The organism is Streptomyces pseudogriseolus, assembly GCA_002154585.1.
Classification (GTDB): domain Bacteria; phylum Actinomycetota; class Actinomycetes; order Streptomycetales; family Streptomycetaceae; genus Streptomyces; species Streptomyces pseudogriseolus.
Genome location: MUNG01000311.1, coordinates 1 through 11,614, shown reverse-complemented (window position 1 = coordinate 11,614; position 11,614 = coordinate 1). Strand labels below are relative to the sequence as shown.

Annotated in this window: 9 protein-coding genes and 1 pseudogene; 2 read left to right on the top strand and 8 right to left on the bottom strand. The window is 67.2% G+C overall.

Annotation, left to right across the window (positions count from 1 at the left end; all coding sequences use genetic code 11):
* Both CCN29_RS25050 and CCN29_RS25045 read right to left on the bottom strand, forming a co-directional pair.
* A partial coding sequence (locus tag CCN29_RS25050; RefSeq protein ID WP_086684627.1) for a putative T7SS-secreted protein occupies window positions 1-1,211 on the bottom strand: 1,211 nt, incomplete at its 3' end.
* On the bottom strand, window positions 1,208-1,519 hold the full coding sequence (locus tag CCN29_RS25045; RefSeq protein WP_006133179.1) for a WXG100 family type VII secretion target: 312 nt from the start codon (window positions 1,517-1,519) through the stop codon (window positions 1,208-1,210). The genes CCN29_RS25045 and CCN29_RS25050, both read right to left, overlap by 4 nt.
* Before the next feature lie 365 nt (window positions 1,520-1,884).
* Here CCN29_RS25045 and CCN29_RS25040 point away from each other — a divergent pair, with 365 nt between their 5' ends.
* A complete protein-coding gene (locus tag CCN29_RS25040) occupies window positions 1,885-2,349 on the top strand; it encodes a hypothetical protein (protein WP_031021847.1) in 465 nt (154 codons plus the stop codon).
* A 46-nt stretch (window positions 2,350-2,395) separates the two neighbouring features.
* On the opposite strand, the gene CCN29_RS25035 is transcribed toward CCN29_RS25040, so the two are convergent.
* The 5 genes from CCN29_RS25035 to CCN29_RS25020 form a co-directional block, all read right to left on the bottom strand.
* Window positions 2,396-2,992 (bottom strand): hypothetical protein, encoded by a 597-nt coding sequence (locus CCN29_RS25035; protein ID WP_086684624.1) that lies wholly within the window; start codon window positions 2,990-2,992, stop codon window positions 2,396-2,398.
* Window positions 2,985-3,626 (bottom strand): hypothetical protein, encoded by a 642-nt coding sequence (locus tag CCN29_RS25030; protein ID WP_086684622.1) that lies wholly within the window; start codon window positions 3,624-3,626, stop codon window positions 2,985-2,987. Before CCN29_RS25030 ends, CCN29_RS25035 begins: the two co-directional genes overlap by 8 nt.
* A gap of 9 nt (window positions 3,627-3,635) precedes the next feature.
* Complete coding sequence (locus CCN29_RS35425) at window positions 3,636-4,994, bottom strand: hypothetical protein (protein ID WP_143661375.1); 1,359 nt, start codon at window positions 4,992-4,994, stop codon at window positions 3,636-3,638.
* Window positions 4,995-5,000: 6 nt separating this feature from the next.
* On the bottom strand, window positions 5,001-5,318 hold the full coding sequence (locus CCN29_RS25025) for a hypothetical protein (RefSeq protein WP_086684619.1): 318 nt from the start codon (window positions 5,316-5,318) through the stop codon (window positions 5,001-5,003).
* A gap of 326 nt (window positions 5,319-5,644) precedes the next feature.
* Window positions 5,645-5,944: a WXG100 family type VII secretion target gene (locus CCN29_RS25020; protein WP_006133193.1), complete on the bottom strand. Its 300-nt coding sequence runs from the start codon at window positions 5,942-5,944 to the stop codon at window positions 5,645-5,647.
* A gap of 327 nt (window positions 5,945-6,271) precedes the next feature.
* Between CCN29_RS25020 and CCN29_RS25015 the strand changes: the two genes are divergently transcribed.
* Window positions 6,272-11,011, top strand: coding sequence for an FtsK/SpoIIIE domain-containing protein (locus CCN29_RS25015; protein WP_086684616.1), 4,740 nt, complete (start codon window positions 6,272-6,274; stop codon window positions 11,009-11,011).
* Between the two features lie 51 nt (window positions 11,012-11,062).
* Here CCN29_RS25015 and CCN29_RS25010 read toward each other — a convergent pair.
* Window positions 11,063-11,614 (bottom strand): annotated as a pseudogene (locus CCN29_RS25010) (serine/threonine protein kinase); the annotation flags it as partial.

Genomic DNA, 11,614 nt, shown 5'->3' with positions numbered 1-11,614 from the left:
GGGCGGGGCGTGGTCTCGGGCGTCGGCGCGTGCTCGGGCGTGGGAGTGGGAGTGGGCCGGGGCGTGGGCGCGGTGGCCTTGGGGGGCTCCTGGTAACCGGTCCGCTCGCCGTTCTCACCGCTGAGCATGCGGTGCAGGGCGCTGGCGAGGCCGGCGCCCTTGATGACGCCCGTGATCTTCTTGCCGTCGATCGCCGCGGCTCGGGCTGTCCTGCCCAGCACCTTGTTGGTCAGCTTGACGGCGACGCCGTTGAGGAAGTTGTGTCCGACGCCGTCCAATGCAGCCAAACCGCTGAACCTGAACTTGGTCAGTCCCTTGACGCCCTTGAGGGCCTTGAACCCCTTCAGGGCGCCCAGTCCCGGAAGAACGCCGAGCGCGTCAGCGCCCAGCTTCAGCCAGTCGACCTTCCCGCCCCGCACCGTCATGTCGTACGCATGACCGGCAAGCGCCGCCGCGCTCGCGATCACGGCCAGGGTCGCGAAGATGGGAACGAGGAACTGAAGCGGCGGCACGAAGGCGCAAATAACCGCAAGGACGGACAGAACCGCCGAGATGTTGGAGAGCATGTCGGCCCAGTCCGCCAGGAAGTTCATGAATCCGCCGGGATCGCGGACCGCGTCGTGGTGCACGACGTTCCTGATATGGCGAGCGGCCTTGTCCCCGGCATCGTCATAGATCTCCCGGGCGTCCTTCACCGCCTTGCGGGCGTCGCCGATGCGGTGCAGCGCCTCGGCCCGCTTCTTGACCCAGCGCTCGTACTCCTCCTTCTCCGCGGCGGGAATGTCGTACGCCGTCGGGTACTTCTCGGTGAACTTCTTGACCTCGCCGTCCGCGAGGTCGTGGTCGGCCTTCGCCTCCCGGTAGTCGGCGAGAGCCTTGTCCGCCTTGCGCTGCGCGCGCCGCATCTCGCTGGCGAACTGGTCCGAACTGCCCTCACTGACCTGCTCGCCGACGGCCTTCGCGGCTTCGTCGTAGCGTTCGAAGGACTTCTTCAGCTTGTCCGCAGTACCGCCGGCGATCTCATGGAAGCCCTTGCCCGCCTCGCTGTCCCAGCCCTCGACGGAGGCCAGCGCCTTGATGACGCGGGACTGTTCGTCGATCATGTCGGCCATCTTGCGCAGCTTGCGGCCCAGTTCGGCGACCTCCTCGGGGTCGCCCGGCGTGGGGTCGTCGTGCCACAGCGGCGGCCAGTCGGCGTCTGTCCTGCTCACTTCTTCCCCTTGCTCTGCGCCTTGGCGTCCCGGATCGCCTTGGCCAGCTCGCGGTCGATGTCGTCGTACGCCTTGGCCGCGCTCTTCGTGAACTCCGACAGCTGCTCGAGCTCCTTCATGAGCTTTTTGCGCGTCTTCTTCCAGGTGTCCCCGAAGTCGGAAAAGGCGTCCTTGAGGCCGCCGTGACCCACCGCGCTGCCGTACTCGTCCGCGGGGTTTCCGTGTTTCTCGAACTCGCCGTGAATCTTCGCCAGGTCACGTGAGCATTGTTTGATGGCGGCGAGGTCCGCCTTTATGTGATCCCCCATGATTCCAATCCTTTCTCACTTGTACCCGCCCAGAGCCCCTCACCAAGGGCGGTTGCAGCCGTCCACCGACTCCCGCGTCCCGGCTGTGCACAGCAGATACTCTCAGTAGACCGATCTGGTCCGGCATCGGCAAGGAGACGGCTGACATGGCACGCAGGAGCAAACAGGGCGGAATCGCGGGACGTCTTGACATCCACTCCGAAGCAGGCGAATGGTGCTGGATCGGAAAAATCCCGCAGCCTCCGGCCGATGTTCTGCAAGCCGCGGGCAACCCACCGCTCCGTCCGGCCCGCCGCCCTCCATTGGCCATGCTCGGTACGGCACTTGGCGCCCCATTCCTCCCGCTCCTGCTTCTCCTGAGCCTTTTGGCCCGAGCGCAGGAGGCGGTCGAGCGCGCCCTTGACTCCAAGGAGGAGAAGGAACGGCACCGGGCGCGGAAGGAGGACGAGAAGCGGATGGAGGCGGCTGTCGACCAGCGCGGCCTGGACAACGTCTTCGACGGCGACTGGAGCGGCGCCGCCGGCCAGTTCCTCCTGCGCTGGTACAGCCACTCGACCCATCACGAGCGCCTGCTGTTCGCCGGCCCGGACGGCATCACCTTCGCGGCCCCGCCCAAGCGCGTCAGCTCGGGACGCGACAGACACGCCCAGATCGTCGCCCGCCTGTCCCCCGACGAGGCCACACTGGAGGACCCGTTCTCCGGCGAGTTCGAGACCCGGATCCTGCTGATCCGCTTCCACGACGGCTCCTGGCTGCGGGTGGACACGGAGGAGCCGCGCAGCGAGCTGCACATGTACGCGCTCCGGCATTCGTCGCCTGGCGGGGCTTGAGGAGACGTTGGCCGATTCCTCGCCCTCACTAGTTCGTGAACTGGGTTCAACTCCAGTGCAACGTGTCCGCCACTGCGTCGAACAACCCCACCATCTGCTTCGCCAGCGGATCCAACGGTGTCGAGAACGACATGATCAGCCATTCGCCGGCCGCAGGGATGGGGACGTAGTACTTGACCGTCGTCGTCGGGAGCTCATTGCCCAGCTGCGTACCAGGGGAAGCCGCTTCGGTCCGGAATTCACGGACCGCCTTCCCAGCAGCCGTGAGGGTGACGAGCGTAATGTCGGCGTTGCTCCGCTGCAACATCTCTGCGACCGTGCGGACACTTGCCGAGGATGGCATCGACCCTGGCGTGGGAAAGCTCACCAGAAGCGACGACGACAACGGTAGCGAACCGATCGTCAAGGTGGAAAAATAAAGTTCGATACCACCCGCCCGGTAGGCATCCTTTGCGGTCTTCTGCAACTCTCGCATCACCTGCTCCTTCAGGTGAGGAGCGTTGTCAATTCCGCGAAATTGCTGCTCTGTCAATGCGATGATGCTACGGTCACGGCCTTCCGGGTCAAGAGGCAACTTGAACCAGCCGTCGGGGACGACCAGGTTGTAATCCTCCGGCGGTTCGTCCTTCCAAAAATCAGACACCGGAAGAACCGCCTTCCAGGAGCGGGTTTCCCTCGGCGTCGAGTGGCACAAAGCGTAGGGTGGGCATCAACGCATCGGCTGCTGCGGTGAGTTGGTCACTGTGTTCCATGGCCCTCCACGTCATCGTCGCGACGAGGACATCAGACGTCTGAGGAACGAGGAGAGCGTACGAAACTCTTTCCGAAAGCCGCCTGCCAAACCCGAAAACTCCCTTCGACTGATATACGGCCTGCAACCGGATAACCGGACCGACCGGCAACTCGAGCCTGCTCACCTGAGGCTCCCCCACGATCTCCTTATGACTGCGCAGCCTGCTCTCCACTTCGTCCAACGAGAGGACCACCCCGTCCTCTCCGAAGATCTGAACATCGAAAGCCGCGTAGTTGGCACCGCCCACCGCGAAGTAGGCGGCTGCGAGGACCGCGTGTGTCTTCTCAGCGTTCTTCGCCAGGGAGACCAGGTCTTCCGCAAAAGATTCCCTTGAAGCCACAAGGTCCAGAGGATTTACGGAGTTCACGACCTCCCGGGCCCAAGCGGCCTTGTCGGCCGGTTCGAGGTCAATCGCGGCCGTGAGGTCGATCCAGCCGTCTGGAAAGTCCAGCCGGCAGGTCCAGTCGTCAAAATCATCCGCCATGCTAATCTCCTAGAACGCGGGCCGAGTATTTTCGTCGAGGTAAATATTTCCGCCGGTCATAGCATATCCGATACCAGTCAGAAGGTTGACCTTTCCCACAACGCCGTTCAATCCTGGAATCCTTGAGAAATTATCCGCCAGAGGTTTGATCGACTTAAGCGTGGCGGCCACTTCCGCGTCAACCAGGGAGACCGACTTCAGCAGTCCACCGTTTGCTGCGACTCCTTCCCTCGCCGCCCGCCAACTGTTCATGTTGAAGAGGGTCTTCGCGTTAGCAGCAAAGCCCTTCCAGCCGCTCTTTGTGACCAGCTCCTTGAACGGACTGACCATCGTCTTTCCAAGTTCCTTCGGTGACATCTGCAGCGTCTCGAGGACCCCCTTCCCACCCAAACGGTTAAGCTTCTGACGATCGCGCTTGAAGGCCCTTCCAACCCCCGGCGTCTTGTTCGCCTTGAGTGCCCGGAGGCGCTTCAGAACTGCTCCAGCATATTTTCCAGCAATTTTTGAGAAGGCTTTGCCGACTCCAATCATAAGAAAGCCGAGCGCCGCTTCCCCTAGATCCATAAGATCAGCATTCCCCCGCACATAGAGGACCGCTGTACAAATGAATCCAACCAGCGACATGACCAAGGCCACGGTTCCGAGGATTCCAGCCAACGCCTGCCCGATCACGGGAATCCACCCCACTAGGAGCGACAATACTCCACAAACGGTAGCGATGAGGCCGGTGATGTTGGCGATATCATCGAGGAGACTGTCCCAAAATCCGTCCTTTAGCGCATCCTTGGAGATGACTTCGTCAATTGCGTCACACGCCCGCTTAGCTGCGGCATCGCGGATTCGCTTCGCTTCCTCAATCTTCTCCTGAGCCGCTCTTATCGAGTCGTCGGCGTCCTTCTGGACGTCTTCGAGGCTTTTTCTTTTCGCGTCATTATCCGCGTCGGCCAATTTCGTCCCAGCAGCGCGTTTTTCGTCCTCTGCAGACTGCGCCTCTTTGAGTGCCGCATCGGCGATCTGTTGCGCGCGATGCAAGTCGGAGGCATAGCCCTTGGCCGAAGCGTGAACTTTGTCCCGATAATCACCGCCAACATCGACCACCTTGTCGCCAAGCGCGACTGCTGCAGTCGCATACCGCTTGCGTGCGGCATCAAGTTTTCCGCGGCAGCCTTCCGCACGCTCACGAAACTCCCTGCCTGCGTCGCTGTCCCAAGACTCGATTTCAGCGATGGCCTTCAGGTTTTTTACCTGACGCTCGAGTTCCTCAGCTGTTTTCTTGAGTTTCTTCCCAAGGCTCGCGACTCTGTCCGGATCCCCGGGAACAGGGTCGACGTAGCAAAGCGGCTGCCAGTCTTGAGGCCGTCCCCCCATGGTGACTCACTTGCCCTTCTTCTTGGTCGAACTTCGAGCATCTCGAAGCGCACTAGCCAATGCGTGATCCAACTCGCTATAGGATTTCGCCGCCGCCAGCGCGTACTCCGAAAGAAATTTCAGTTCTTCCTGCAGCTTGTCGCGATTCAGGTTCCAGTTCGACTCAAAATCCTCGAACTTGTCGAAGAGTTCTTCGTGTCCGAAGTCCTCTCCGTATTCATTCACGATGTCCGAAAGCCCGTCGAAAGACTTGTGAATCTTCCCAAGGCCCCTCCCCATCTCCCGGATCACCTCAAGGTCGTCGATCCGCGCACGGTCAGCCATGAGTAGCCACTCCCGCCTTCTCACTCGCCGTCATACGAATCCCCCGATCGCTGGAACCGCCGTGCAGCTCTGCGCGCGTGATCCCGTGCTACTGAACCAGCCCCTTATCGAGCCCACTCTGCGTCTGTGTGCTCGGCCACCGCGTCGAGCGATCCGCGCATGCAGGCGGCAGTGCCCGCAGCGCACGCCCGACGGCCGAGGCATCGACCCAGCGCTCACGGCTGCCCAGCTCGATACCGAGTGGAGTCACCACACGGAAACGGTGGGACAGGAAGCCCCAAGCCCCCCGCCCCACCGCCGGTGTAACCGAACCCAGCGCCCGGAAGTTACTTCCGCGCAGCCTTCGCCAGCTCGTCGTCGATCTGCTCGAACTTGTCCGCCGCCATGGTGAGGTAGTCGCCCATGCCGTCGAGGCCGTCCAGCGTGGTCTTCGCGCCGTTGGTGAACTCGTCGAAGTTCTCGTCGAAGGCCTTCGAGGAGCTCTTCGTGACGTAGCCGGAGTTGACCAGGTTGTTGATGTACTTGCGGAGGCCGTCCAGCTTCTCCTGAAGCTTTTCCTTCTCCTTCACGACATGCTTGGCAGCTTCCCGCATGTCCTGATATGTGATGTCAAGGTCTTTGGCCATGAAGCCGCTCCCTCTCGCAACGCCGCAGGGCCAACCCCCGTGGCTCCCTTGTTTGCGGAACTGCCGGCCTGCCGTCGCGGCCCCTGCGGCTCAGGGGCCTTTCGGGCCCGCCGGTGTGATCGTCCGCTCTTGCGGCAGAAGCTTACGGGGGTGAACTGCGCCGCCACATCCCCACCTTGTGAAGGCAACGGTCACAAGTCGTGGACGGCGTTGCTGCCGGGAACGCGGCCCGCTCCCCGACTGCCTTTCGCCGGGGCGGAGCCGATATCGTCGGCGGGACTGTGAGCCGCGGGGTGGACGCGGCCGCAGGGCCTGAGGAGGACAAGCGTGCGCCTGACTCTGACCGTCGTCGATCCGTACGGCGGGGACTCCGCCGACGTCGTCCTCGATGCCGATCCCGAGTCGACCGTGGGGGACATCGCACGCGAACTCGCCGCGCAGGTCGGGCACGCCGGCGCCCAGGTCGTCCCCATCGGGCACCAGGGGCAGACGCCCGCCGGGAACACGCCGACGGTGTACGTCGACGGGTACGCCGTCGATCCCTCCGCGACCGTCGTCGGCTCGCCCCTGCGCGACGGCGCCGTGGTGTCCCTCCAGGATCCGTCCGGTTGTCTGCCCGGTGAGCCCACCGGACTCGTCGAGCTGCGTGTCGTCGGCGGGCCCGCCGCCGGCTTCGTGCACCGGCTCGGGGTCGGGCGTTACGACATCGGCAGCGGCAGCGCCTCGTACGTACGGGTCGACGACTCCGAGGTCGACGCCCGCGCGCTGACCCTGTCCGTCGCCACCGACGGGACCTGCCAGGTCGTCGTGCACGGCGAGCACGCCGCGGTCACCCTCGACGGCGAGCCCATCGCCGACGCCCAGGAACGCCGGGAGGAGGAGCAGCGCCGCCGGGAGGAGGAGCAGCGCCGCGAGGAGAGCGGCGGCGACGATCCCTCCGGCACGGCCGCCACGAAGAAGCGCAGGAAGCGGAAGAAGAAAAGGAAGAAGAACAAGAAGGACGGGGGCGCGAGTGCTTCCGCCCAGCGCGGTGGGAAGTTCGACTGGCCGCTCGGCGGTCAGATCGCCGTCGGCAACAGCCTTTTCGAGCTGACCCGTTACACCCCGCCCAACGCCGCCCTGAAGTGGTCCGACGACGGTGTCGGGCTCGACTACAACCGGCCGCCCCGGCTCCGCCGGCCTGAGCGGCAGACGAACTTCCGGCTGCCTTCCAAGCCCCGTGACTACGAGGCCCGGCCGCTGCCCTGGCTGATGGCGCTGACGCCGCTGGTCGGCGCGGTCGTCATGGTGACGATCTTCCAGCGCTGGTACTACCTGATCATGGCGGGGCTCAGCCCCATCCTCCTCTTCGCCAACTACTTCAACGACAAGAAGCACGGGCGCAAGTCCCACGCCAAGCAGGTCAAGGAGTACGAGGAGCAGAAGGAGCGGATCGAGCGGGACGCCCAGGACGCGCTGGTCCAGGAGCGCGACGACCGCCGGCACGCCATCCCCGATCCGGCGACCGTGCTGTCCCTCGGCACCGGACCGCGCACCCGGCTGTGGGAGCGGCGCCGCACCGACCGGGACCATCTGCTGCTGCGGTTCGGCACCGGGCAGATGCCGTCCGAGGTGGTGCTGGACGACCCCGAGCAGGACGACCACCGGCGCCAGGTCACCTGGAAGATCGAGGACGCCCCGGTCGCGCTGAACCTGCGCGGGCTCGGCGTCATCGGCGTGGCGGGCCCCGGCGACTCGGCGCGCGCGCTCGGGCGGTGGGCCGTCGGACAGACCGCCGCTCTGCACAGCCCGATGGACGTGCAGTTCTACGTGCTGAGCGAGAACTCCGCGCAGGAGTCCTGGGACTGGGTGCGCTGGCTGCCGCACGCCCGCCCCTCCGGCGGGCACGACGTGAACGTCCTCATAGGCACCGACGCGGAGACGGTGGGCGCCCGGATCGGTGAGCTGACGCAGATCCTCGACGCCCGTAAGAAGGCCGCCGAGCAGAACCGCTCCCAGGGCACCACGTTCAGCGACCCCGACATCGTGGTCGTGTGGGACGGCTCGCGGCGGCTGCGGTCGCTGCCCGGTGTGGTGCGGTTGCTCCGCGAGGGGCCTTCGGTGTCCATGTACGCCCTGTGCCTGGACGCCGAGGAGCGGTTCCTGCCCGGCGAGTGCCAGGCGTTCGTCGTCGCCGAGCCGCTGCCGGAGGAGCCGGGGCGGCAGCAGGCCGACCGCGTGGCGCAGCCGGCCGTCGCGGGCGGCGGCTTCCCCTCGTTCCAGGCGTGGCACAGCAGCGCCCCGGAGCCCGGCCGCGGCGCCCAGCAGGCGCCCGACAAGCTGCGGCTGCGCGTCGAGGAGGCGGGCGCCGAGCGCATCAAGGACGTACGGCCGGACTTCGTCACGCCCGCCTGGTGTCTGCGGCTGGCCCGTTCCCTGTCGCCGCTGCGCGACATCAGCGGGGAGACCGAGGACTCGGCGCTGCCCGGGTCCAGCCGGCTGCTGGACGTGCTGCATCTGGAGCCGCCGACGAGCGACGCGATCATGGCGCGCTGGCGGATGGGCGGGCAGTCGACGCTCGCGGTGATCGGCGAGTCGTACGACGGGCCGTTCGGCATCGACATGCGCAAGGACGGCCCGCACGGCCTGATCGCCGGTACGACCGGTTCGGGCAAGTCGGAGCTGCTCCAGACGATCGTCGCGGCGCTGGCGGTCGCCAACACCCCCGAGAACATGACGTTCGTCCTCGTCGACTACAAGGGCGGCTCCGCGTTCAAGGACTGCGTCAAACTCCCGCACACGGTCGGCATGGTGACCGACCTCGACGCGCATCTCGTGGAGCGTGCGCTGGAGTCGCTGGGCGCGGAGCTGAAGCGGCGCGAGCACATCCTGGCCGCCGCGGACGCCAAGGACATCGAGGACTACCAGGATCTCGTACGGCGGGACCCGTCCCACGCGCCGGTGCCGCGGCTGCTCATCGTCATCGACGAGTTCGCGTCGATGGTGCGCGACCTGCCGGACTTCGTCACCGGTCTGGTGAACATCGCCCAGCGAGGCCGGTCCCTCGGCATCCATCTGCTGCTCGCCACCCAGCGGCCGAGCGGTGTGGTCTCCCCCGAGATCCGCGCCAACACCAACCTGCGGATCGCGCTGCGCGTGACGGACGCCGGCGAGTCGACGGACGTCATCGACTCGCCCGAGGCCGGGCACATCTCCAAGAGCACCCCGGGCCGCGCCTACGCCCGCCTGGGGCACGCCTCGCTGGTGCCGTTCCAGTCGGGCCGGGTCGGCGGCCGCCGTCCCGGTGCGGCCGACCCGGCCGCCCTCGCGCCCTGGGTGGGTCCGCTGACCTGGGAGGACCTGGGTCGGGCGGCGCTCACCAAGCCGAAGTCGGAGGCGCGTGAGGACGAGGAGATCACCGACCTGAAGGTGCTGGTCGACGCGGTGCGCGACGCCAACGCCTCGCTCGGCATCCCCGCCCAGCACAGCCCCTGGCTGCCCGCCCTGGACGAGACGCTGCTGCTGGACGAGATCGAGGTGCCGTCGTACGCGCCCGCGCCGGGCACGCTGCCACCGGCGCCGTTCGGTGTCGAGGACCTGCCCGCCGACCAGGCCCGCCGCCCGGTCGTCGTCGACTTCTCGTCGTTCGGGCATCTGATGATCGGCGGCGCCCCGCGCAGCGGCCGGTCGCAGGTGCTGCGCACCATCGCGGGTTCCCTGGCCCGCACCCATTCCGTGGCCGACGTGCATCTGTACGGCATCGACTGCGGCAACGGCGCGCTCAACGCGCTGACCCGGCTGCCGCACTGCGGCGCGGTCGTCGGCCGTAACCAGACCGAGCGGGTGGTCCGGCTGGTCAACCGGCTCAAGGGCGAACTTTCGCGCCGCCAGGACCTGTTGGCGGAGGCGGGCTTCGCGGACATCGGGGAGCAGCGGGCCGCGGTCGCCGAGGACGAGCGGCTGCCGCACATCGTGGTGCTGCTGGACCGCTGGGAGGGCTGGGTGCCCACGCTCGGCGAGATCGACCACGGGTCGCTGACGGACGAGCTGCAGACGATGATGCGGGAGGGCGCGAGCGTCGGCATCCACCTGGTGCTGACCGGTGACCGGACGCTGCTGGTGGGCCGGATCGCGAGCCTCACGGAGGACAAGTACGGTCTGCGGCTGGCCGACCGCAGCGACTTCTCCTCGCTGGGCATCCCGACCCGCAAGGTGCCGGAGGAGATCCCGCCGGGCCGCGCCTTCCGCAACGAGTCCGGCACGGAGACGCAGTTCGCGCTGCTCGCCGAGGACACCACGGGTCAGGGGCAGGCGGCCACGCTGACCGCCATCGGTGAGGCGGCGGCCGCCCGGGACGCCGAAGTGCCGCGTGCGCGGCGGCCGTTCCGGGTGGACAGCCTGCCGAGCCGGATCGCGTTCCCCGAGGCGTGGGAGATGCGCGACCCGGACGCCTCGCGCTCGAAGCTGTTCGGCCTGGCCGGCATCGGCGGCGACGAGATCGTCGGCTTCGGTCCCGATCTCGCCGACGGCGTACCGGCGTTCGTGATCGCGGGTCCGGCGAAGTCGGGCCGCTCGACGGTGCTGATGAACTTCGCCCAGTCGTTCCTCGCGCAGGGGACGCGGCTGGTGGTCGCCGCGCCGCGCCAGTCGCCGCTGCGGCAGCTGGACGGCACGGAGGGCGTGCTGAAGGTCTTCACCGGTGACGACATCGACGAGGACGAGTTCGAGGAGCTGATCGACGAGGCGTCCCTCGAGGAGCCGATCGCCGTGCTGATCGACGACGGCGAGATCCTCGAGGACTGCGACGCCGAGAGCCAGCTGAAGAAGGTCGTCTCGCGCGGTGCGGAACGCGGGCTCGCCCTCGTCATCGCCGGTGACGAGGAGGACGTGTGCAGCGGCTTCTCCGGCTGGCAGGTCGACGCGAAGAAGGCCCGCCGGGGCATCCTGCTCTCCCCGCAGGAGTCCTCCAGCGGCGACCTCATCGGGGTCCGGCTGTCCCGGGGGATGGTCGGCGGGCAGATCGCCCCGGGCAAGGGGATGCTGCACCTCGGGGACGGCGAGCTGCGGACGGTCGTCGTCCCGGGCTGAGAGCGACGCCCCGTCGCGCGGAGGGGGTGCCCTCGTGGACCGGAGGCCCGGCTACTCGATCTTCGAGAGCCGGGCCTTCGGCCGTCCCGAGTCCTTGCTGTCCGACTCGTAGACCAGGTCGTCGCCGGCCGGGGTGAGCAGGACGGTGTGGCGGGCCTGGTTGCAGACGTCACGGTTGCCGGGCGCGCCCACGGAGGTCGTGACGATCCGCCTGTCGGTGACCTCCTTCAGGGTCAGGACGTCGTCGCAGACGCCGCCGAAGATGTCCGTGTGCCGCAGGGTGCCGACCCGCTCGCCCACGTGCGCCTTCTTGAGCGTGAGACGGAACGTGCCGAGCGGGATGGTGATGCTCTCGCGGGAGGTGGCCTGCCCCTCCCAGGTGCCGACGTACGCGCCGGGCAGGGCGCCCGCGGACGGGGCCGCGGAGGGCCGGGCGCCGCTCGGGCCGTGATCGGCGTCCGCGCCGCCCCCGGACCCCGGCAGCAGGTCGAACACGAACACCGAGCCGACGGTCACGGCGGCCATGGCACCCGCCACGGCGAGGGCCACCGTGCAGCTGACCCGCCGGCCCCGGCCCCCGGCGCCGGGCGTGGACGCGGCCGA